General features: G+C 41.4%; 17 protein-coding genes. 13 read left to right on the top strand and 4 right to left on the bottom strand.

Going from position 1 to position 24,800, the window contains the following annotated elements; genetic code table 11:
* Positions 1-117: 117 nt before the first annotated feature.
* From EHS13_RS27360 to EHS13_RS27350, 3 genes are all read right to left on the bottom strand, one after another.
* Positions 118-1,731, bottom strand: coding sequence for a response regulator transcription factor (locus EHS13_RS27360; RefSeq protein WP_155703424.1), 1,614 nt, complete (start codon positions 1,729-1,731; stop codon positions 118-120).
* Positions 1,724-3,568 (bottom strand): sensor histidine kinase, encoded by a 1,845-nt coding sequence (locus EHS13_RS27355; protein WP_162463276.1) that lies wholly within the window; start codon positions 3,566-3,568, stop codon positions 1,724-1,726. The genes EHS13_RS27360 and EHS13_RS27355 overlap by 8 nt, the downstream gene beginning before the upstream one ends.
* A 125-nt stretch (positions 3,569-3,693) precedes the next feature.
* A complete protein-coding gene (locus EHS13_RS27350) occupies positions 3,694-3,945 on the bottom strand; it encodes a hypothetical protein (protein WP_155703422.1) in 252 nt (83 codons plus the stop codon).
* 223 nt (positions 3,946-4,168) lie between these two features.
* On the opposite strand from EHS13_RS27350, the gene EHS13_RS27345 reads away from it, so the two are divergent.
* Positions 4,169-5,128 carry an aldo/keto reductase gene (locus tag EHS13_RS27345; protein ID WP_162463275.1) on the top strand — a complete coding sequence of 320 codons (960 nt, stop codon included), beginning with the start codon at positions 4,169-4,171 and terminating at the stop codon, positions 5,126-5,128.
* A 418-nt stretch (positions 5,129-5,546) separates the two neighbouring features.
* The gene (locus tag EHS13_RS27340) at positions 5,547-6,473 is read left to right on the top strand and encodes a diacylglycerol/lipid kinase family protein (protein ID WP_155703420.1); all 927 of its coding nucleotides are present in this window, start codon (positions 5,547-5,549) and stop codon (positions 6,471-6,473) included.
* Between the two features lie 26 nt (positions 6,474-6,499).
* On the opposite strand, the gene EHS13_RS27335 is transcribed toward EHS13_RS27340, so the two are convergent.
* On the bottom strand, positions 6,500-8,494 hold the full coding sequence (locus tag EHS13_RS27335; RefSeq protein ID WP_155703419.1) for a hypothetical protein: 1,995 nt from the start codon (positions 8,492-8,494) through the stop codon (positions 6,500-6,502).
* Positions 8,495-8,798: 304 nt separating this feature from the next.
* Between EHS13_RS27335 and EHS13_RS27330 the strand changes: the two genes are divergently transcribed.
* The 11 genes from EHS13_RS27330 (at position 8,799) to EHS13_RS27280 (ending at position 24,799) form a co-directional block, all read left to right on the top strand.
* Positions 8,799-9,803, top strand: a complete 1,005-nt coding sequence (locus EHS13_RS27330; RefSeq protein WP_155703418.1) for a LacI family DNA-binding transcriptional regulator — start codon at positions 8,799-8,801, stop codon at positions 9,801-9,803.
* Positions 9,804-9,901: 98 nt separating this feature from the next.
* Positions 9,902-12,472, top strand: coding sequence for a glycoside hydrolase family 2 protein (locus EHS13_RS27325; protein WP_155703417.1), 2,571 nt, complete (start codon positions 9,902-9,904; stop codon positions 12,470-12,472).
* 18 nt (positions 12,473-12,490) lie between these two features.
* On the top strand, positions 12,491-14,326 hold the full coding sequence (locus EHS13_RS27320) for a sensor histidine kinase (RefSeq protein ID WP_155703416.1): 1,836 nt from the start codon (positions 12,491-12,493) through the stop codon (positions 14,324-14,326).
* Positions 14,323-15,915, top strand: coding sequence for a response regulator (locus tag EHS13_RS27315; RefSeq protein WP_155703415.1), 1,593 nt, complete (start codon positions 14,323-14,325; stop codon positions 15,913-15,915). The genes EHS13_RS27320 and EHS13_RS27315 overlap by 4 nt, the downstream gene beginning before the upstream one ends.
* Before the next feature lie 118 nt (positions 15,916-16,033).
* Complete coding sequence (locus EHS13_RS27310; protein WP_227013538.1) at positions 16,034-16,969, top strand: ABC transporter permease; 936 nt, start codon at positions 16,034-16,036, stop codon at positions 16,967-16,969.
* A gap of 19 nt (positions 16,970-16,988) precedes the next feature.
* Positions 16,989-17,873, top strand: a complete 885-nt coding sequence (locus EHS13_RS27305; RefSeq protein ID WP_227013537.1) for a carbohydrate ABC transporter permease — start codon at positions 16,989-16,991, stop codon at positions 17,871-17,873.
* A gap of 51 nt (positions 17,874-17,924) precedes the next feature.
* Positions 17,925-19,631, top strand: a complete 1,707-nt coding sequence (locus tag EHS13_RS27300) for an extracellular solute-binding protein (RefSeq protein WP_155703414.1) — start codon at positions 17,925-17,927, stop codon at positions 19,629-19,631.
* A 96-nt stretch (positions 19,632-19,727) separates the two neighbouring features.
* The gene (locus EHS13_RS27295; protein ID WP_155703413.1) at positions 19,728-20,363 is read left to right on the top strand and encodes an SGNH/GDSL hydrolase family protein; all 636 of its coding nucleotides are present in this window, start codon (positions 19,728-19,730) and stop codon (positions 20,361-20,363) included.
* 40 nt (positions 20,364-20,403) lie between these two features.
* Positions 20,404-21,309 (top strand): aldose 1-epimerase family protein, encoded by a 906-nt coding sequence (locus tag EHS13_RS27290; protein WP_227013536.1) that lies wholly within the window; start codon positions 20,404-20,406, stop codon positions 21,307-21,309.
* A 22-nt stretch (positions 21,310-21,331) separates the two neighbouring features.
* Positions 21,332-23,581, top strand: a complete 2,250-nt coding sequence (locus EHS13_RS27285) for a hypothetical protein (RefSeq protein WP_155703411.1) — start codon at positions 21,332-21,334, stop codon at positions 23,579-23,581.
* 117 nt (positions 23,582-23,698) lie between these two features.
* Positions 23,699-24,799 (top strand): DUF3048 domain-containing protein, encoded by a 1,101-nt coding sequence (locus EHS13_RS27280; RefSeq protein WP_162463273.1) that lies wholly within the window; start codon positions 23,699-23,701, stop codon positions 24,797-24,799.
* Position 24,800 lies beyond the last annotated feature (1 nt).

Raw genomic sequence — 24,800 nt, 5'->3', positions numbered from 1 at the left:
CGTAGTTCCCCCTAGATTACATAAGTAAACGTTTTCATTTACGTTTCTAAATCATATTTTATATAAAATTAGGTTTGTTTCATATTCGCTAATCTTACTCATTCGTGTTTGAATTTCTTACTTGATTACTTGCTTGAATTTCTCGCGGTACTCACTGAGCGTCATTCCCGTCATTTTCTTGAATACCTGGCTGAAATACCTGTAGTCGTCGTACCCGACCATCTCTGCTATTTCATAATTCCGGTTCACATCCTTAATTAACAAAGCTTTAGCTCTTTCTACCCTGATTTCCTTCACATAATCAATAAAATTCTTGTGCGATTCCTCTTTAAATAACCGGCTCAGGTAATCCGGGTTAAGGTGGTATTTTCTTGCATAGTGATTAAGTGAAATTTGTTCCGAGTAATGCTCCATAAGGTCCTTGATGATGTCGACGATTACCTTTTTTCCATCTTTCTTGTTAATTTGATTGAAATAAGCTCCAGCTTTGTCGATCAAGCTGCCAACAAGAGCTGAAGCCGCAAGACCATCCATTAACGATGTAATTTCGCGGATTAACAGGTCATAGCTTCTGCCGCATATTGTTTCCAAACCACTACCCGCAGAATGAAGAATTTTTTCGATGGAACCGACAAGAATGATTAGATCCTTCTGCATCTCATATACCGTGCGATTTTCTTTCAGAACACTATTGAACATCTCATCAAAAACATTACCTGCTTCTTTTGTGTTTCCCATCGTCAATAAATACAATAAATTATTCTCTTTCTCAGCGGGATAACCGTTTGGCAAGTCAATAGCAAATTTAGGTTCATAGAAAATAACTGCAGCCTCATCGGATATTCGTTTCATTCGGAGAGCTTTGCTAGCTTCCTTATACAATTTATTGGGTTGAAAGGAGCTGCCTTTCTGCAATATCTCACTTATTCCTGCGCTGATCTTCACAGAGCAGCCACTGGCTGTCTCTTGCAACAGCTTCTGGATGGTGGACTTCAAAGAGCTTTTGCGCATCAGATCTTCGTCGCCATACAGTAGAATAACCACTTCGTTTTCCGCGAGATTAACGATCGTTTCATGCACAATCCCTAGCTCTGACAGATGAAGCATAATTTTTTCCTTGAGATAGTTAGTTAGCTGCCCGTGGTCAGGTTTAATGTCTGTCTGCTTTTCGACTGGTTCAACATAGCAAACACAGATTGCTTTGCGATTTGCATCCAATAAGTTTTTGAACATTTCGTCTGAATAATGAACAGAGCTGATTTCGCGTTCGCTATAAATTACTTCTTTCAACAAGGCTGTTTTGGACATGACGAAGCTGGCGGAAACATGGCTTTCTTTCTCATGGACTAGTCTTCTTCGTTCCACTTCGCTGATGGCTCTTGTTATTGCCTGATTCATATCATCATCTTTAATTGGCTTCAATAAGTAGTCGAAAGCGCGATTGACAATAGCTTCCCTCGTGTATTCGAAATCACTAAATCCGCTGCATACCAGAATTACTGCATCTGGTGTACTCTGATTTAATGCTCTGAGCAGCTCAACGCCATCCATTCCTGGCATACGCATATCCATAATAATGATATCCGGCTTTAGCATATGGGCCATTTCAAAAGCTTCATCTCCATCGGCTGCTTCTCCGACAAGCTCAAGTCCCAAGCTCTTCCACTCTATGGATTGAATAATCCCCCGACGAATCCAAAGCTCGTCATCCACTACCAGCACCTTAAACATTTGTTATCCCCCCGTTGATATTGTTCTTAATAGCCGCATGATCCCTGGGAATTCTTATCATCACTTTTGAGCCTAGATTTTTATGGCTTTCGATTCTCAGCCCGTATTCGTTTCCATAACACAACACTAAACGAGTATGGACATTAATCAGCCCAATGCTTTGATCGAATGAGAGATCTTTTTCACTTTCCTTCAACGAGTATCGAAGCTTGTCCAAACTTTCCTGATCCATTCCAACACCATCGTCCGTGATCGTAATATAGAGATGCTCCTGGTCCATGGTCCCTTCGATGAGCACCAAGCCTTTACCTTTCTTACGCTCTAGCCCATGGTAAACTGCATTTTCGACGATTGGCTGCATAATAAGCTTGAGGATGATTTCACTCCTGACTTCATCTCCGATTACAATTTCATAGTCGATTTTTTCGCCAAATCTTTCTTTCTGGATCGTCAGATAATCGATTATGTTGCCGACCTCACGGTCAACGGTGACGAAACCGTTAGGGTTTTTAATGCTGTAGCGGAACATCTCCGCCAGAGAAGTGACCATCGCTGAGATATCGCGGTTTTGATGATAATCGGCCTTGGCCTTTATTGTGTAAAGGGTATTATATAAAAAATGCGGATTGATTTGCGATTGCAAAAAGTTGATTTCAGCCTCTTTGAGCTTAATTTGATAGATGTATTTGGATTTAATCAAGTTATCAATTTCCTCAACCATCGTATTAAAATTCAAGGCTATTTTGCCAAGCTCGTCGGTTCTTTTCCAGTTAATGCGTACATCCAGATCGCCTAGCTTAACTTTTTCGACAGATTTAAATATTTTTAAAATCGGCTTAGTGATCCAAGAAGCAAAAAGCAGTGAGAGGATAGAGGTTACCAAAAGCGCGACCGTTGCTATGATTATGGTAGCATTTCGAATATGAATCGAGGCATCGAAAACCTCGGCTTCCGGCACAATGGAAATGACTTTCCAGTCGGACATGGTTAGCTTAGTGTAGGCGATCAGGTTCTTATTGCTGCCATAATCAAGCCATAAGCTACCCTTGGCTTCTGATAATTGAAGGTTTATCTCCGGATTAAACTCGCTGGTAATGGGATCGTCTCCCGTTGAATATATGATTTTGCCGTCTTCATCCACGAGCACAAGCTTGCTGCCTTTTCCCATATCGAAATCCTTGAATATATCGGTTATGGCGCTGAAATTATACTCTGCCTTGACTACACCTTGCGTACCAAATCCCTTGACCAGGATGGAAGCCGAAAAAAGCATCCGCTTCTCATCACTCACCATATCCGGATAAGCGCTTTCAAAATATACACGGCCATCGTAATCAATTGTTCTTTGTAGCCATGAACCGTAATTATATAGCTGCTTTAAGCTGTCTGGGTTTACTTTTTTAGAGGAGAACAGGGGGTCACCAACTTCATTAAACATGAATACATCTACGATATCAGGCCTTTTGGGTACATAATAGCTGCGGGAAAAGAAATCATACAGCATCCGTTCGTAAGAGGCTTGCTGCGCTTCGTTCATCTCCTTATAATCATCCAAACCATTCAACAGATTCTCATTGTAATAAGGCATGATAATGGTATTGCGGATTTGCACCAAATTAAGATCAAGGTTTTTTTGGATTTGTGCTACGACCTCGGTGCTTGCGCTCATTACTTTTTTCTCAATCGATTTGCTTGCGTAATTATACGAGGTTATCCCAGTGCTGATGATGGCAATCAGGATAATAATAAAGTAGGTAACGAATAATTTGGAGACAATTTTATTGCTTTGACTTTTTATACGCCGATAGTAATCAGTTATATATGCTATAGACTTCATGTTAATGCTCCTCATTAGCTGACCCGATTTGAGATGCATCTATAATACTACTAAATCTTATATTAATTCCATTAGAGGTGAAAAATAAAAAGAAACCCCTCATTCCTTGAGGGGATAATTACCTATTAGATAAATCTTCGCGGACCTGTTTCCAACAAGGCGATAACAAGTAGATCGAATAAAACAAGCGGCAGAACGAATGGAAGAAATGAGGTATGAACTTTTTTACCGTCATTGGCGGAAGAAACCTTTAAATATAATTTTTTTCCATCGACTTTTGTGATTTTTCCTGTGTAAATAATCCCATTTTTCGCAGTGATTTTAACCTGTTTATTGATATATAATTTACTTTGGCGACGAAGTGCAGCAACGGACATCTCAAAACCTCCTTTTTAGCGTTTTCAGCAGAATACTAGCATCCATAAGTAGCTGCTTGGTTGATAGTCTAGTATATGAATGTCCCTATATTGAAGTGTGGGTTCTCCATTTAAATGATTCATTCGTCTCGCTTTATACTAGCCGTCACATTAATTGCAATGTGTTCCTGCTTGTTATATATTTTATTGGACAGTAACGATTTCGAACATGGAGGTGAAGGATATGCAGATTAAATCGGTAGTGGGTACGGATTTAGAATGCTCGACCTTTTGTTTAGGTGGCGCAATTCTTGGCAGTGATATTAATCAAGCAGATTCTTTTGAACTTATGGATGCTTATGTAGATCGAGGCGGAAATTTTGTGGATACAGCAGAGGTTTATTCAAATTGGTTGCCCGTAGAACCCAGCCTCAGTGAGAAAACGATTGGTTTATGGATGAAAGCGAGAAAAAATCGCCATAAGCTGCTAGTATCTACGAAGGGGGCACATCCGCTTCTAGAAAGTATGCAGCTAGCGAGAATGTCAAAGCAAGATATTATTCATGATATAGAGCAAAGCTTGCGTAATCTGCAAGTCGAAACGATTGATTTCTATATCCTTCATCGGGATGATACTGATCGAACAGTTGAGGAAATTCTCGAAGCTTTAAATGAACAAGTGAAAGCGGGCAAGATTCGTTATTTTGGTTGCTCGAATTGGACTACAGAGCGGATTAAGGAAGCACAGACTTATGCCAACAAGCATGGGATTCAAGGGTTTTCAGGTAATCAAATGATGTGGAGCCTTGCCGAAGCAGATAGTACGAAGTTTGTGGATACTACACTTGTTGCAATGGATAATGGGATGACGCAATATCACTTGGAAACTGGATTGCCAGCTTTTCCGTATTCGTCCCAAGCACAGGGGTTATTCACTAAATGGGATTCGGGGCAATATACAGCAGATGATTCACGGATCAGCCCTATGTATAAATCAGCAGCCAATAGAGCGCGGTTCGAGCGGGCTCAGCAGCTTGCAAATGACCTCTCGCGTTCAATTACGGAAGTTGTCCTCGGCTATTTAATTTCGCATAGCTTTCAGACCTTTCCGATTATTGGCTGCAGAACAATTAGCCAATTGGAAGAGAGCTTGAAAGCTGCTGACCTACGGCTAACCCAGGAGCAGTTGGAGTTTTTGAGGTAGAAGATTTAAGGGTTTATTATATCCTTGACTAGCTCCATCCACGAAATGAGGTGCACTTGTGCGCCTTTTTTAGTTTGGAATTAACTCCAATCTCGAAATGATGTGACTTTCTGCACAGTCAGACTGTCGCAAGAGAAATCCAGTGTTTGAAAAGTAACAATTTTGAGTGTTTTAATGCAGGCGTTTTGCGCGTTCAGATAAATTTATCCATATGCACAATAATTGTGCGAAACTAGCATTTTTTTGGTGCTAGCTCTATCTTTAGCACAAATATTAGGCTTATTAATTTTTCGGAAAAAACCTGGAAGCCAATTATATGTTTTTCAGCAATCCCAATTCATTTAAAGACAAAATTTGCAACCTGAACTATACTTTAAGAGAGTAACTAGAAACCCTATGAACAGGTGGAAAAAGCAGCATGATTGGAATAATAATTAATCCGCTCTCAGGCAATGGACAAGGCAAGAAGACTTGGTTAAGGGTGGAAAAGGAATTAGAAGAACGAAAAACGGCTTACATTCATAAAGCAACTAGCTATGGCGGAGAGGCTTATGAAATTGCTGCTCAGATGGTGAAGGCTGATGAGGTCAAGAGGATCATTGTCATTGGAGGAGACGGCACAATAAACGAGGTTGTAAACGGTATTGTAGATGCTGGAGGTGCAACAAGCTGCGCACTTGCTGTTATTCCTGCAGGAACAGGCAATGATTATGCCAAAGCACACGAAATACCGAAGAATTCCATGGAAGCTCTTAATTTGGCTTTATCTCCTACCAGTACAATTAAGCAAATAGATTTGATACATACCAATTCGGATAATCTCGCTATTAACAATATCGGAGCTGGGTTTGATGGCTTAGTTGCTAAGCTGACAAATGAGGCCGCTTACAAGAAACTGCTGAATCGCTTGGGACTTGGCAGTCTTGCTTATTTTATTACAATGATGCGTGTGTTTGGAACTTATAAGCATTGTACAATTTGGCTAGAAGTGGACGGAATCTCTCATGAGTTGACCCATACCTGGCTGGCAGCAACTGCCAATATTCCGTTCTATGGCGGCTCCATGCAGATATGCCCGCAAGCACTTTCGGATGATGGTTATTTAGATGTTGTTGTCATTCGCAGCCCAAGCAGATGGAAGGTATTATCCATTCTGTTCTCTGTTTATTCAGGTAAACATGTCAATCATCCAGCCGTAACCTTCTATAAAGGCCGCTCTATATCTATTCGTTCAGCTGCCCCACTCCTACTGCAAGCGGATGGTGAAGCTGCTGGGGAAACGCCAGTGCAATTAAAAATAGTTCCACGGGGAATTTCAATAATAGCAGGCCCTCCAGCTCTTTAATAAGCTCTGGAGGGTTTTTACTACTATTAATAATTAAATGAGAATGAAGAGCTTAAGCCGTATTGCGCGATAGCTTTCTTAATTGTTATCAGAGTCAGCAGCCCTTCAGCATTGGATTCTCCGCCTGTATCATTGCTTTTAGTGATAATACCAGTAAAACGGGCAGGTGCAATGCCATCAAAAACAGTTCCTTGTCCTTTATAAGTGCCTGCTCCGGCTACAGCATCATAGAGGTCTATCTGGAGGTTGTTGTTTCCGATGAACCAGCTGGCTACTCGTTTTGCGTATTCCAGATAGTTGCTTCTTTTAGTAGTTATGTCCGCTCTTCCGGAAAGATAGTAGGCTTCAGCAAGCTGCTTCAAGCCAAGCGCAATGGAAGAATTGGCATAGACCACCTGTGAATCATTAGTATGGAATTTGGCCGCCCAGCCTGTTATGGATGTAATTCGTTCCTTCGTCCTTGCATAATTATTACTTGAATCATTGTAATGATAGGCTTGGTTGGCATAAAAGCGATCTGCTGAGTAAGTGATAGAATCCAACAGACTGTTTAATTGTGTGGGAGTTTGACCAGCATTGCGTTTAAGAATATATTGCTTAGACAATGCATAAATTTCAAGCTCACCCCAAGCTCCCCAGTTGCCAGCAACGGAGTCATCAATAAAGATGCCGTCTCTCCAGTCGCTTGTGTGAAATTGTTTGGAGATTATACGGGTTTGTAAAGCGTCCATCATGACATAGATGTCATTTTGAGTTATCCGATCGTCATATACCGATGTTGTATTGGAGTTTGCAGGTAAATTAAAAGCGTAGGTTCCATAGCTCAGGCTGCCTGGATTTGTTGTTGAGCCATAGATGAGCTGATAATATTCCGTCAACCCGGTAAGGAAATTACTGGCAAGCTTAACATCCAGTGTACTTAAGTTATATTGCTTTATATTATACAAAAGGCGATTGATATGAGCCTCTAAAAACTTCGCAAAATTTAAATTGTCTCCAGTTAAGCTGCCATTGATCGATTTATATTTCTGCATCATGTTCAAGCCTTCAGCAAACGCCCATAAATTCCTAGCATCATCCGCACCTAAATTTAGTGAGCTTGTGGTCCAGTCTTGTTTAATTCCATTGAGCGGATTGGCTGTATTCTCCGTACCATTGGCATTATACAGCACCCCGCTATAGACTTGAGCTATATCTGCTCCGCTGGTGGATTGCAGGTCATTCATATAAATAGAATATTTGGAGTGTGGCATAAATGGCCGTGCCGGAATAAGTTTATTGCTTGCATCATGCAACGCATGGGCATCGTCGGTCTCAGGGTCCATCCAATCATAGCCGGTAAAATGCTCTGGAACATTGCGATTAGGTACTGGGCTTTGTCCAGGCTTGAATGGATATTCCGTACGTTTGACATATTCAGAACGGAAGTTAAAATGTTTGTCTTGACCTTGTTGAATAGGATCCCACCCGAACATGCCAGGCCCATCCAACCAAGCGAAGTTATAAACTTTGCCTTCAAGAGTGGTCATATAGCCGGTAAAGGTGAGCAGATCGCGTGCGTTCTGGAAGGATGCAGCATTGGCGCTAGTTCCATTCAGAATATAATCTTCGGCAAAAGCAATTGCAGATCTAGCAGAATCATCGACACAAGTGGCTCCCTCGGCCATATCTTGATAATAGTTCCAGCCATTGCTCAGCCAAGCATTGTTTTTTTCTGTTGCATACAAAATCATAGATTTCATATTCCAACCGTTCACTGTGTTGTACCCGCCCGCACCCAGAAGCTGATCGTAATAAGCGGTTGTTGGCCAAGTTACGCCATGCTGATCAATGCGAGTGGAATAAGAGAAACCTGTAGAGGAGGTATGAGTAACTGGGAGCTGCCAATTAACATGTGTATAATTGATTGGGAAGTTATTAAAATCAACCGTTTTGGTAGCAGCGAACACACTTGTTGAATTGCTTACTATTACAGCTAAAGACATGCCAAGCGAGACGATCATTCTTTTCTTGGATTTCATTACTTAATCCCAGCTTTCTTTTTGGATTTTGAAGAGGTTACGCTTGTAAAAATTCCATTATTAATTACGATCATAACTTCATTAACATCACCTCATAATACAAAAATCATTCTCTAATAATGTAAGCGGTAACAAAAAAGACGGTGAGGCTGAGTTGTTAAAAGAAGTTATTGCTCATTATGTAAGTCTTACATTACTTCTTTCATTTAAATCCTACATTACCGAATGTTTATGTGTCAATATGAATATTATTGTAAGACTTACATAAAACGTGCTATAATGCAGCTAAATTAATTAAAGGCAGGTGAGTACATTGAATATTTATGATATTGCAGAGAAAGCAGGCGTATCCATAGCGACGGTATCACGCGTAATTAATAATCAGGGTACAGTTAGTGCAAAGACACGGGAGAAAGTAGCTGGGATTATCCAGAATTACAACTATACTCCTAAGCTTGCCTCGAGCTTAAATAAATCCAAGGAGATTGTATTCTTTACTTCCCCACAATCTCTTTTGTTTGAGAACAGCATTATATCTGGCATAGGAGAGGTAGCTTTTTCCAATAAATTAAGTATTCGTTTGTGCGCGCTTAAAGATATTCCACGCAAGCATTCAGATTTGCAGGATTTCATCAGCGAAAGAGGAATCGGAGCTGCTATTTTTACTTTGCTGCCTTACTCGGAGGAGCATTATTATGACCTGTCGCAGCTTGTGCCAAGCGTCCTATTATTCAATCGAATAGATTCATTCCCAGTTAACTTTATACGCGGTGATCATTATAAAGGCGGGTATTTAGCAATCCAGCATTTGGTGCAAATGAATCATCGGCATATCGGGATTATTGATGAGGTAAATGCTTCGGCTGATCATCAAGAACGTTTAAAAGGTGTACATGACGCTTTGAAGGAGTTTAATATAAGTACTTTTAAAGAGCATCATTTAATCAATGTAGCTCATCTTACAGAGATGGATATATGCTCACAAATTGACCACTTGCTAGAACAGAATCCACAAATAACAGCGCTATTTGTGGCCAATGATAATTTTATTCCAGGCCTCTATCGTCATTTTCGGAGCAAAGAAGTGCGAATACCGGAGGATATCTCCATAATTGGTGCGGATGATTTGCCAGGCAGTATTGATTTATATCCACCTCTAACGACCATACGCCAGCCCGTTAAATTAATGAGCAGTAAAGCTGCGCAATATTTAATCGACATCCTGACAGGACATCATGATGCGGCAGCTACTCTGCAGGAAACCTTCGACGTTCAGCTTGTAGTTAGAGGTTCAACACGAAAGATTTAATAAAAAACTAAATTGACATTGGATTTGAAGCGGTTTAGAATAACTTTGTAAGATAGAATGAAAGACTTACAAAATTCATCATAAAAGAAGGTTATTATATGTCGCAGCAGTTTGAATTAAACGGAGATGACTGGCTGCTTACAGGCTGGTATCCTCACCAATGGCGGGCAGAGGTGTCCATGGAGCTGGGTGTAAATCTAACTCCAGCTGTTCATTCGATTAAAGCGGTAGTGCCTGGCTCCGTCCAAACGGATTTGTTAGCGGCTGGGTGGTTAAAGGATCCCAATATAGGTTTGAGCAGTCTTGAAGGCGAATGGGTCAACAACCGGGAATGGGTGTTTGAAAAGTTTTTTGAGCTTCCGCAGGGATGGACTGAGGATCGCTGTGAAATCACCTTTGAAGGCTTGGATTATGCGGGGGAAATTTATCTGAATGGCATGAATATAGCTAAATTCGAAGGCATGTTCAAGCCTGTTAGTATAGATGTGACGGAAAAGCTAATAGCAGCGGCTGGAAATAAAAATCATTTAAAAGTCGTTTTCTTGCAGACACCTGAGGTTGACGGGCAGATCGGGTATTCTCATCAAATCAGCAAGCTTAAATCACGTTTTAATTATGCTTGGGATTGGTGTCCGCGCATTATTCCAGTGGGCATATGGCGTGATGTGTATCTCTCAACTTATCATGCTCTACAGATTACAGACTTTTATCCCGCTGCCAGCTTGCTGCCTGATTACAAAAGCGGCATGTTGGAATTGAATATCCAAATGAATGTACAGGTAACTGGGCAGTATCATATAGAATTTGTCGTATTGGATGAAGAGAATAAGCTAATAAGTTCATGCCATCTGGAGGAATATCTTCAAGGTGGAAGGAGAAAGCTGCAAATCAAGCAGGAGGTTGAAGATGTTAAGCTGTGGTGGCCAAATGGATACGGAGCTCAGCCGTTATATACAGTTAAGATAATTATTACCGATTCCAATGAACGTTTATGTCAACAAGCAGTCAAGCAGGTTGGCTTTCGGCATATCGAGTTTATTCAGAATGAGAACGCTCCCACGGATGCACTGCCTTATACTTTACTCATCAACGGCTTGCGCATATTTATTAAAGGTGTGAATTGGGTGCCCATTACCCCTTTTTATGGTGCTGTCACTGAGAAGCAATATGAGGATTATTTGGGACGTTTCAAGGTAATGAATGTGAATTTATTGCGCGTATGGGGCGGAGGCATTATTGAAAAGCAAGCATTTTACGAGTATTGTGATCGTCATGGTTTATTGGTTTGGCAGGAATTTTTACAATCCTCCAGCGGCATTGACAATAATCCACCAGATGATCCGACATTTCTACAAAGCTTGCGTGAAATTGCAACAATAGCCATCCTTGAGAAAAGAGCACATCCCAGTTTAACTGTTTGGTGCGGTGGCAACGAGCTGATGTGGAGCGGATTTATTCCAGTGAATGAAACTCATGTCAATATAGCTATGCTTAAAGGGCTTGTGAACGAGCTTGACCCTTCTCGCTATTTTCTTCCTGCAAGTGCATCAGGACCAAGCTTTTGTGCGGTGGAAGCGGACTTTGGAAAAGGTCTGCATCATGATGTTCATGGTCCATGGGTTTACCTGGGTGATGGGCAGCATTATGGCTTTTTTAATCAAGATGATGCGTTATTGCGTTCGGAAACAGGCTCCCCAGGCATAGCCCGCTTAGAATTATTGGAAAAATATAAGGATCGTTATTCCGTATGGCCGCCAAACAAAACGAATCCATATTGGACCCATCGAGGCAGCTGGTGGATTCAATGGGAGGAAATGAAAGCTTGGTTTGGCCAATGGGAGGAAGCTAAGAATGAAATGGACGCATATATGCAGTGCAGCCGTTATCTACAGCATGAGTCGCTTAGGTATGCGGTAGAGTCAACTCGACGACGAGAGCCGCAAAGCTCCGGTTTCATTGTATGGATGGGCAACGAGCCTTATGCCAATAATGCCAATACTTCGCTTATTGAAGTAGATGGCATGCCAAAGCCTGCCTATTACAGCATGCAGAAGGCATTCTCCAAGCTGCTTATTACCGCACAATATGAGCAAATTGCTTTTCAAAACGGTGAATTATTCAGAGCAGCCATTTACTTGCATCATGAGCAGGAGCAGGTTTTCTCAGAGAATGAAGCTGACAAGGGATTTAAGGTCCGTGCTGTAATTTATAATGCATATGGAGAATGTTTAGAGGAGAAACACTTCACTATTCCCAATTTGCAAACCGTACTATTAGTAGGTGAGTTGGAATGGAAGGTCAGCTCTTGTCCTTTTGATTTGTTCATATTAAGGCTGGAGGTTGCTGGAGATAGTGAAGTTGTTTGCGCTAGGAACAGTTATATTTTTACGATGAATGGCCTGCATTCCTTTGAGCCCTTACGGAGCTTGAAGAAAGTTAACCTTGAGTTAAATCAGGGAGCTGAGAATAACCAAGTAATCATTTCTAACCCAAATTCCGTTGCTGCAATTGGTATTTTTATTAGAGAGTGTGACCCGGGAGCATTTTTTCATTGGGATCAGAATTATATAACCCTGCTGCCGAACGAAGCTCAAACCTTATCTTGCCTTAACCATGCAGTACTTCCCTCCCAGTTAGTTATAGAGGGTGTGAATTTAGCCGTATATTAAGTTCAAGGAGGAGCTGGAGTGAAGAAATTGCTAACAGGTTTTCGCCAACGTCTCACCAGCTCCATCCAATTCAGATTAACGATTTATTTTATTATTATTTTGATGCCGCTTATTTTCATCAGCTTATACGCCAATTATAAATCCAAGCAAATTCTTGAGGGTCAAATCAGTGAAAGAAGCAAGAATGCGATGATGTCTTCTTTAGATAATATGGATGTGACTATGCAAAGTCTGCGTGATTTGGCGATATTGATTTCTTCGGATCAGGATTTATCGCAAATGCTGAATAATCTGGAGCAATCACCACTTTCTGCTGAATCTGTTTATGGCTCGGTAGAGCTGCTAACCCGAATTACCAATATCAATAATGTAAACAGCATATTGACTCAAACGGCTATTTTTCAAACTAATATGCATATGCTTTTCACCAGTACGTATGGCTGGAAATCTATCGACGATTACAGTAAGCAGGATTGGTTTAGGCGTGTCAAAAATGCTAATGGCAAGAACATATTGTATTCGCCGGTTAAGGATGAAGCTCAAGGCAGCTTTGAATTAAATTCGGTGTTTAATGTTAATAATCTCGTTCTAATGCGTTCCATGGATATTTTTAATAGTGTGAAAAAAGGTAATGTTCTAATGCTTTCTGTACCTAAAGAGAAGCTGCTGAACTTTGCCAAGAAGCTTTCTGATTTCAAGGATAGCGAGATCTATTTGTATGACGAAAACCAACAATTGCTAATATCAACAGCAACAAACGACTCCAAAATCCCGCTAGGCGAGTTAACCTCAGGCAAATCTTCGATGATTCGGATTGCCGGAAGCAAGCAATCTACTTTTATAATAAAAGTAACTTCGGAAGAATCTCATTGGTCTTTGGTAATGACCCAGCCGGAATCGGAAGTATTCAAACAAACCAAGCAGCTACAAACCTTTACATTACTGATTATTGTCATAAGCTGTTTTCTCGCTATGGGAATCTCGTGGGTAGTATATAGCGGGATTTCGGCCCCAATTCGTGGTCTCTCCTACGGGATGAAGCAGCTTCGGCTGGGCAATTTATCGATGCGTTTGGACAATCACCGCTCTGACGAGCTCGGGTATTTAACCGAAACCTTTAATCTTATGGCAGAACAGCAGAGGTATTTGGTTCATGATATTTATGAGAAGGAGCTGCGGCTTGCGCAAACCGAGCTTAATTTTCTGCAATCACAAATTAATCCGCATTTTCTGTATAACACCTTGGACTCGATTTACTGGATGTCCAAAAACTATGATGCTGATGATATCGGGGATGTAGTGCTGAATTTGTCCAAGTTTTTCCGGCTAAGCCTTAGTAAAGGCAGGGATACATTCTCGCTGTCAGAGACTATGGAGCATCTTAGCTACTATATTCACATCCAAGAAATTCGCTTTGGTGATAAAATAAACTTCCAGGTTGAGCTGGATCCTGAAGTCAGTTCCTTTCAATTGTTAAAATTTTTATTGCAACCTTTAGTTGAGAACGCTGTTATTCATGGGCTTGAGAAAAAACAGCATGGCGGGGTCCTGCATATTCAAGCCTATCTAGAGATGGATCGATTGAAGCTGGAGATCTCCGACAACGGTGTCGGAATTGAATCGGGACGACTTGTCTACATTAGGGAGCAGCTGGCGATTGAACGGAAGGACTCTGTTGCGTATGTCAAGTCGGATGATTTATTTGCTTTAAGGAATGTACAAAGAAGAATTCAGATCTATTATGGTGCGGAGGCTGAATTACAAATTCACAGTGAAGCGTTGACTGGAACAAAGGTTATCATTTATTTGCCATTTCAACAACCCATAGATAAGCAGCAGGAGGAAACGGAATGAACTTAATGATTGTGGAGGACGAGGCATTGCTGCGCAACAGTCTTGTCCATAGTATGGATTGGGCAGCAAATGAGATCGAAATAGTAGGTGCGCATTCCAATGGATTAGAGGCTTTGAAGCATTTGGAGCACAATCGACCAGATATTATTCTTCTGGATATTCAAATGCCGGAGATGGATGGACTCACCTTGGCAGCTCGAATAGTGGAATGGAATCCCATGATCAAAATCATTCTGATGAGCGGGCACGACGACTTTCAATATGCCCAAAAAGCGATTGATTTAAGGGTTAGCAATTATTTGTTAAAGCCCGCCGGGGACAAGGAAATCCTGAATGCTGTCGTAAATGCGGCTCAAGAAATCAAGGTAGAGCTAGCGAAGAAGCATGATCAGTCCATCATGCAGCAGCAATGGAAGGAGAATCTGCCGCGACTCCAGGAGATGTTTCTCCAAAACTGGGTTCATGATAAATTCGATGATTGGCAAATTTCGAGAAGAAGCCTAGAGCTAGGGATTAGCTTATCCATGGAGCATGATTATTGTCTGGCCGTTGCAGAGATGGACCCCTTGTCGGAGCATGAGACACGGTTTGGCAATAATGACCATTCACTGCTGCAATTTTCACTGCAGAGTATAGCTAAAGATTACTTTCCGCAGTCCTGCAAGGTTTTTACGGACTGGAGCGGGGCAACCCTTATTCTTTTTGACTCGATTTCAACGATGAATGCTATGGAATTTCAATTGTTTGTTCATACTTCATGCAGTAAATTTATCTACACCGTCGAACAAATTCTGAAGCTGACAGCCAGTGTTGGGATTGGAGGGATTTCACAGCTAGCCAGTGTACAAAGATCCTATAAACAAGCACGATTGGCTCTGCAAATGAGAGTCATTTATGGAGATAACCTGGCGATCCCGTATATGGAGCCAGCAAGTGGGAAAAGTCAGCTTACCTTTAAAGAAAGCTTCGAGAAGGATCTCTGGTTTGCGTTAGAGGCAGGCCAAATGGAAGCGAGATCCGCCAGCCTAATTCAGGAATTTATTGAAAACTTAAATCTGGCAGCAACTGTTGATGAAGTAGAGGAAATCGTATTCTTAACTTCCTCGCTGTTCATCCGTTGGATTCAATCACAGCAATGGCCGGTTAAAGATGTGGTTCAGGAGGATTATGCTTACTTCTCGAATCATGATTTATTGGTATCCAAGGAGCAAATTTCACAATGGTTTGAACGATGTCTCCGTCATATTGACCAATATACGAATCAACAAGGCAAATCTGGCGGGCACCAGCTGATTAAATCGGTGGTTTCGTTGGTTCAGGAGCTGATGGACCAAGACTTAACCCTGCATGCCATTGCCTCGATGCTTTATGTCAATTCTTCCTACCTCAGCCGATTGTTTAAGCAAGAAACCTCCAAATCCTTCTCGACTTATGTATTAGATAAGAAAATGGAGCGAGCCAGCAGCCTTTTGAATGAAGGGGCCAGGGTGTATGATGCTGCTCGCATGGTTGGCTATCGCGATGTCAGTTATTTTACAAAGGTTTTCCGTAAATACTGGGGAATCACGCCGGGCGAAGTCAGAAAATAACTTAATAATGTCATGAGAGTACCATTTCTAGTAATGGTACTCTTCTTTTTTTATCAAGTTCATCCCTATATAATTTAGGTATAGGAAACATAAATAAGCAGCCTTGGAGTGAACGAAAATGCAAAGAAAAGGAATGATGAAGCACAGAGGCATAAGAGATCTTGTGGTAAATCGTTATCTTTATCTATTGGCTTTGCCAGCCATACTATTCAGCCTGTTGTTCAGCTACACGCCATTAATAGGCATTATGATTGCTTTTGAAGATTTCAATCCCATGCGAGGTTTATTTCACAGCAAATTCGTTGGGCTGGACAACTTCAAATTTTTCTTTCGTGGCGAGGATTGGCTGATTATTACCTTGAATACCGTTTATTTCAATTTTTTATTCATCATTACAGGTACTGTAGTTGCTCTGGCATTGGCTATTATTTTGACAGAATTGGGCAAAAATTACTTTATACGCTCCATGCAATCCGTGATGATCTTACCTTATTTCATTTCTTGGCCGATTGTTGGATTGTTCTCTGTCGCTTTCTTCACCGCAGATACAGGGACGGTCAATCAGCTGCTCAAAGCATTATCTCTACAACCCGTAGAATTCTATTCAACTCCATATGTTTGGCCCTTTATCTTTGTATTAGCCAATCTTTGGAAAGGAGCAGGATTCAGCGCCATTATCTATATGGCAGCGATTATCGGGATCGATAAGGAACTATACGAGGCAGCGAGAATGGATGGAGCTACCCGCATGCAGTGCATCTTTCGCATTACCCTGCCGATGCTGAAAAGCACGATTATTATGCTGTTCTTGCTCAGCTTGGGAAGTATCTTTGTTGGAAACATGGAGCTGATTTATTCTTTTATTGGAGACAATCCACTTTTGTTTAGAACAACGGATACCATTGATATTTATGTATTCCGCGGCTTGCGAAATTCTGGATCACTAGGTATGTCTCAAGCTATTGCGCTCTACCAATCGATTGTTGGCTTCCTACTCGTTGTATGCTCCAACACATTGACGAAAAAGCTGGACAAGGATTCCGCGATCTTCTAAGAGGAAAGGAGTTTTGAAATTGAAGAAATCAAAATCGGAACGTTGGATGGTGTTTGCTTTTTATGCTTTTGCCATCTGCTTTGCTCTGATATGTCTATATCCATTTGCTCTAGTGCTGCTTAGTTCACTTACGGAAGAAACCAGCCTCCAAAGATTCGGGTATTCGCTGTTTCCACATAAGTTTTCGATCTCTGCTTACAAAGCGATTTTTAGCACCAGTACAATACCAAGAGCTTATCTCGTAACGCTGTTCGTTACTGTAGTAGGAACAACATTAAGCTTGCTGATAACAAGCACGGTCGCATATGCACTTTCGGGGAAACGTTTGTATTATGCGGGTTCACTAGCTTTCTTCTTTTACTTCACGATGATGTTCAGTGGAGGGCTGGTTTCACAATATATCCTAATTACCAAATATCTTCATTTGCAGAATTCGATATGGGTTTATATCATACCAGCGCTTTTTGGTCCATGGAACATGTTTCTGATGCGCAACTTCTTCAATGATATTCCAAATGAATTATTCGAGTCAGCTAAATTGGAGGGAGCAGGAGAATTGCGATTATTATTCCGCATTGCCCTGCCGCTATCGCTTCCTGCACTTGCTACGATTGGTTTATTCTATGCTTTGGGCTATTGGTCGATGTGGACCCCTGCATTGTTATATGTGGAAAATCCGGATTTATATACACTGCAGTATATTATTATGCAGATTATTAGAAACATTAATATTGCTCAAACCATTGCGATTCAAGGAGCGGCACAGTCTAGCACTGCCGTTGCACCTGCTTATACAGTCCGCTTGGCAACAGCGATGGTAACGGTTGGACCGATCATTTTCTTATACCCGTTTTTACAGCGTTATTTTGTAGGTGGACTTAAAGTTGGCGCCATTAAAGGCTAGCCTCAGCGCAAGCTGATTAGCATATAAAAAATTATCCATGGAGGGTTTCAAATGAGAATTGGATTAAAAAAGATGATTTCCGTTCTAATCATTACATGCTTCATGTCCACATTATTAATCGCCTGCACCAAATCGAAGGATGAAAGTGTGGTTACTTCGACACCGGGAGCCTCAGCAGAAGGAAGCACAACGTCTGCTGCACCAGCAAGTCCTGCTGCTTCAAAGCTGGAACCGGTTACCTTGAATGTCATGCTCTGGGGAGATAAGCCAAAGCAATTTGACGAGGTTGTAGCTGAGTTTGAAAAGCAAACCAAGGATACATTAAACACACATCTTAATGTGGTTTGGACACCTATGGCGGATTATGTAAATAAATTGAAATTAAAGCTGGCTGCTGGCGAGCAGGTGGATCTTGCGTTTGATGCTCCATGGATGAATATGAATCAATTTATTCAACAGGATAATTATTATAATCTGGACGAGTATTTCTTTAATGATAAATATCCAGGACTCAAAAAAGCATTCTCCGATTCATTCATCAATAACAATAAAATGATGGGAATAGACCAGAAGCTGCACACCTTTGGAGTTCCATTAGGTCAATACCTCGGAGATTTAGGGATTCTTTACTACCGCAAGGATTTGGCAAACAAATATGGAATCTCTGATTTTAAATCAGAAAAGGATGTAGAAGCCTATTATGATCTAGTGCTGAAAAACGAGCCCAACATGATTCCATTTGTAGAAAGATCGGATGGGAATTACAATTCGGATCCGGTTATTCAAGGAGATAGTTCGATCATGCTGGCTAAAGCCGATGTTAATTTATGGGATGTACCAATAGCGCCTAGTATTATTGCCACGGCTCTTATTAAAGACAACAAGGTGCTATCTGCTTCGATAACAGGCGGTAAAACGGCAGATTTACAGGGCTTCCCAGCTCCTTTCAATCAACAGAATTACGATCCGCTTGTGGCCATAAGAGCATGGCATGATAAAGGCTACACGGAAAAAGAGCCGATTACGAGGAAGGATGGCGCAGGTACTTTTGCTGCCGGGAAAGCAGCCTCCATGATCGAAGGCATTTCCAACTATGCAAAGATCCTTGGAGATTTAAAAGCAGGCGTTCCGACCGCTGATCTGGGCATGTTTGTTTATCAAAAAGGACAGCGGGAAATGACGCAGCCTAATGCAGTTACAGATTTCCGTGCTTTTAATTTCTTAACGATCCCCAAATCCTCAAAAAATTTAGAAAGAAGCATGCTGTTTATTGATTGGCTGAATCAGAGCCAAGCTAACCATGACTTCTTTGAACTAGGTATTCCAGGGAAAAACTGGGAAGCGGTTGGTGAAGATAAGTTCAAATATCCGGATGGCATAGATCAAGGACAGAACTACAATATACCGGCTTATGAATTGACTTGGAACCCGACCTACATTCGTTTGCCTAATGCGATTCCAGATGAGTACATTAAATATTACAGATACCTGGCAGATGATAAATCCTATATGAAATCAGCTACTGCTGGATTTGCTTTCAATGGTGATATCGTCAAGAATGCTCTAGCCAATCCCGATCTTGGAAAGGTTGTTTCGGATAGTGTGCTTTATAAATTAGGCATGATTCCTAATCCTGCGGTCGAAATGGCCAAACTACAAGCTAAATGGGAAAAGAATACGGCTTTACAAGCAGATCTGCAGAAAATTAAAGAAGAATTTGTTAAACAGCTGCAAGCCTTCCTAGATACTCAAAAGTAAAATTACTGCATTCATAAACATTATGTCTAAATACTTTAGGGGCAAAGCTTTGCCCCTAAAGATTTACTTTATTCCATTATTAATGAGGTGAGCCGAATGAACAGCTTAATAAAAAATCAGGATCTTGTTTTGTTTCAGGGAGATAGTATTACAGATCTTTGCCGCAGCAACGAATATGCACATGAGCTTGGGCTCGGTTATGTACTGATGATTGCAGCGTTGCATGCAGCTCAATATCCAGAGAAGCAAGTAACCTTTATGAACAGAGGGATTAGCGGGAATCGGGTCACGGATCTGCAGGAAAGATGGCAGCAGGATTGTCTGGATTTAAAGCCAACCTGGGTATCGATATTCATTGGTATTAATAATACCTGGAGACGTTATGACAGCAACAATCCAACTTCAACGGAAGAATATGAGGCAGGTTATCGGGACTTGCTGGTCAGAACAAAAGCCGAACTAGGTGCGAATATTATCTTAATGGAGCCATTCGTGCTCCCAGTGTTAGATGGACAGAAGGCATGGCGAGATGATCTGGATCCAAAGATAAACGTAGTCCGTGAGCTGGCAAGAGAGTTTAATACATTACTTGTGCCATTGGACGGCATTTTTGCGCAGGCTTCCACTCGGGCTGCAAGCAGCTATTGGGCTCCTGATGGCGTACATCCCTCACCTGCTGGGCATGCGCTAATTGCTAAGGCTTGGTTAAAAACCGTAGGTGTAGAGCTTTAATTCTCACCAGATGAACCCAGAGAACTCCATATTGAGAAAGGTGAGTCATTTGCATAATGATCGCAATTATGGGTGCAGAATCAAAACGGAGCTTGTTTATAAAGGCTACTCCATGGTAGTTCTGGAGAATGAGCATTTTCGTTTATCGATTTTACCTGGAAAAGGTACAGATATTATTGAGCTGCTGCATAAAAAAACGGATACGGATTTTAATTGGTTCACTTATTTAGGCTTGCGCAAGAAAGAAGCAGCTTTTACTTCCTTTCAAATGCAATATGAAGGCGGCTGGCAAGAGATCTTGCCTAATCTATCCGGCGAACATTTGCATAATGGTGTTAAGCTGGAAGCCTATGGAGAAGTTAGCTTATCGGAATGGAGCTACTCTATTGTAAAAGATGATCCAGAAGAAATTGCCGTCAAATTTGAAAATAACCTGAGGAGTATGCCGCTGCGAATAGAAAAGCTCATTAGCATGCGGAATGATCAAGCAGGATTTGATATTCAAGAGACCTTGTACAACACTTCAACTGCCATAATTATGCTCGATTGGGGCCACCATATCACGTTTGGCAGTCCATTCTTGCAGCCGGGCACACGCATTGAGCTTCCAGATTCAAGGGATGCTTATAGAGTTCCAGAGCCTAAATCACCTGGCGGCTTTGAGGTCTTTCCCTGTGATATAGGCAGCTATCGGCTTATAAACCCACAGGGAATCGGCGCGGAAATTAAATGGGATGCAGGGGTTTGGCCGTACCTGTGGTTCTGGCGGGATTATGGCGAAAGCACGGCGGCTCCTTACTATGGAAAGCATTTTAATGTGGGCTTGGAGGTTTTTAGCTCACCGCCAGCTTCCTTGCTTCAAGACAATGTGATAAAGGGAACTGCAATCTGTTTGCCTCCTATGGGTGAAAAGCATGCCAGCATAAATTTTAGCGTTATTAACTAACCGAGGATGGGATTGAGTTTACATGAACATAAAACTAGCATCTATTGAAATAGAAAACAATGAACAGAAAATCGTTTTTGACTATCATGAAGATTTGCAAGGCTATGGCTATACGCTTTTTGTGATAGATGGCAATAATCAATGGAAGCCAATATCGAACAGCCGCAATCCCTTGATACGGGGAAAAAGCTTTGATCTTTATCCCCAAACGATTTCTCGTACTACAAATGCAGATGAATACAAAGTGTCGGGCATTAAAGGCGGAGTTCTGACGCACAAAGGAGTATGCGATTATCCATGGAGCGGAACGATTTCGATATTCCCTTCCACAGATTGGTTTAAAGTTGAGGTGGAAGTCAACAGCGAGGAGGATCTGACTCTGCAAATGGTGGATGGATTTGAACCGGAAATTATGATCGATATGGGTAGTTTGCCGCCATATGACAGAGGCGATCATGTTTGGTACAAAACCAATATCAATAATCCAACCAAATGGAATGACGAGGCATACGGGAACGACCTGCCTGCGCTTTATTATTATGATTCCTATCATCAATTTGAAGTAATGATGTTCTTCAATATGACTCCGATGAGCTGGATGTCCCGGGAGAATATTGCTAGATTCCTTAATTATCGCTGTGGCTTTCGTAGAAGCTATAAGCCTACTCCGCAATATGAGCTTGGTTTATTTGCCGATGGTTTTTCAGGGAAGCTGTTCCCCAAAGGAAAGCAAGTCTTTGAATATTATCTCAAAATAAGAAAAAGAGTCAAAGCAACGACAGAGCAATTGGCGCTTACGGATTTATTGAACCATTGCTTGGAGCTTGTGCCAGCAAAAGCGGAGTGGCCGCCTAAAGCAACTGATTGGCAGGATTTCACAGAACACTGCGCGGAGAATCTCTTAAGTCCGCAATGCTGGAACAATAATAGTGTTTATGAGGACTTTATCCTCAATTATGTTAATGGGTATTCGCCTGCTTGGCAGGAGGCCTTTGAAGCGAAGAGCCTGACCATTGATTTTAAAGCCATTCCTTGTATGGATTCTGCTGCGTTTATTAGCTTTCCCTTAACGATAGTCAATCAAATTAAGGATAATCCCCATTATCAGCAGCTGCTGGAACGGATTCTTAAGTTCATGCGGCAGCAAGTACGCAACAATTATACAAGACATGAGCCTCTCGGCACGAGTGGGACTTGGCAATATGTTTATATATTGGAGCAAATTTGGCAGGTAGCCCATTTGAATCAAGAGCAAGAAATGTTGAATTATGTCATTCAAGAAGTGGAAACAATCTTAATTCCGCTTGCGCATAACGTTGATTATTTATTCCCTTTATCCTTTGATTTTAAAACCTTGCGTAAATATGCTAATGGGGATGCGTATGCGATTAGTGGTTTATATGCTTATTTTATGTTAAGGCTGCATAGTGTTACTAAAAAGCAGCATTATTTAGAAGAAGCCAAAAAAGGTGTTCGTATTCTGCATCAATTGCCGATTAACTCGCTGGCGCAAGAGGTATTCATGCTGGGCTTAGGAATCCAAGCCGCGTCCGAATTATATGAGAAAACCGCTGAAACAGATTATCAGAATATTTATGAATATCTGCTTGCTCAGAACCTACGCATGATGTATTGGTACAATGATAATACCAAGGAAGAATATAGAGATTACCACATTTTTGGAATGTTCCAAGCATGTACGCCGATCATCTATCCAGCTTTTTTCGAGAATGTAGAATGCTTGGCGCGGATTGCTTCAACACTTGATAAACATCCTGTTCACAAGGGACTGCTCCGCGTTTTTAATCAAGCTAGAATCAATAATTTTTACCTGTTTCCTGAATGTTTGCCTGAGAATAGGCATATGTCAGATCTTATGTACATTCCGTTTGAGAATTTAGGCGTCTTGGAGGATGAGAAGACAGGCTGGATTGGTCAAGAAATTTACGGTGCCGGTCAAGTGTTTGAAGCCTATCTCATGTGGGAAGCTTTTGCAAAAAGCAGTGATCGTGATGTGTTGCTGTTGAATTTGAATAACTACAAGTTTGCAGAGCTTGATGCGATTGCGGATGCTGAATTAACTTTTATAGTTTATAATCCAGAAAACATCGACAAAACAATACAAATTCAAGTGAATGCAGACTCAAATTGTACGCAAGCCTATTGGGGAGAAACATTTGACTCCATTATCACGCCATTATCCATGAAGGATAAACAAATAAATGTAGTAATAGAGGCGGATCAGAGCTTGTACCTAAAGCTGACGAAATAGAGAGTGCTTACTTAGAAAATAGCAGGATTTGAAGATTAATCTTCAAGTCCTGTTTGCGTATTCCAATTTATGCTAAATTCTGTTTAAATAAGAATAAGAATGATGGGGGGATATGATTTGAAAATCACGCAGGATTCCACATTAATTGCACGGACTAGGCGGCATATATTTCGAAATACCTTATTGTTACTAACTGCTGCAATTGTATTAACCTCCTGTGATAGTGGAGAATCTACTGTTACTCCACAGATCTCTATTCTTCAAGAAACGACAATGCCTTTACCGTCTCCAACAGAGGTAGTCACTCCATCACCATCGCCAATACCAACGCCAGATCCTTATAAGGCACCACTAACAGGATTAGGTATTGAGGCTCCGATCACAGCAAGACCCATCATGTACATGGTGGAGAATTCACCTAGCGCCCGTCCGCAAACAGGGCTAACGGATGCAGATGTTGTTTATGAAATTCTCGCCGAGGGTGAGATTACCCGATTCATTGCTGTTTATCAAAGTAAAGTCCCTGCTGTCATTGGACCCGTTCGCAGTATACGTCCTTATTTTGTAGAGATTGGAAAAGGATTGGATGCAATTGTGGTACACGCAGGCTGGAGCCAAGATGGCATGAATGCGATTGTCAGGCTGAAGGTGGATCATCTGGATCAGGTCTATGGGGATGATCGGTATTATTGGCGCGATAAATCTCGGAAAGCACCTCATAATCTCTATTCAAATGTTGAGAAAATCAGACAAGCGGCGCTTGATAAAAAGTTTCATGTGGAGTGGAAGAATCCATTGCTGAAGTTTACTGCACCGTTAGATTCCAAGCTAGAAGGGCAAGTAGTAAACAATATAACTATTCCATACATTGCAGGATATAAAGTTGGTTACACCTATGACAAGGTAAGCGGATTGTTCCAACGGTCAATGCTGGGTGAACCACATAAAGATAAAGTAAGTGGTCAGATAATCGAAGCGAAGAATATAATTATATGCGAGGCTTCTCATCAGATTTTGGATAAAGAGGGACGGCGTGCGGTCAATATCCATGGGCCAGGGAAAGGCTACTTACTGCAAGAAGGAATTATTAAAGAAGTCACGTGGAAAGAGAAAGATGGTTTCATTCGCGTAAGCGACACAACGGGTGAGCTTGGATTGCTGCCAGGTAAAACATGGATTCAAGTGGTTCCGAAAGGGACTGAGCTTACCATAACTTAAA

Origin of the sequence: Paenibacillus psychroresistens (genome assembly GCF_009728935.1) — a bacterium.
Taxonomy (GTDB): Bacteria; Bacillota; Bacilli; order Paenibacillales; family NBRC-103111; genus Paenibacillus_AC; species Paenibacillus_AC psychroresistens.
Note: the sequence above shows the minus strand (reverse complement) of the source record. Positions and strands in the feature narration are given on the sequence as shown.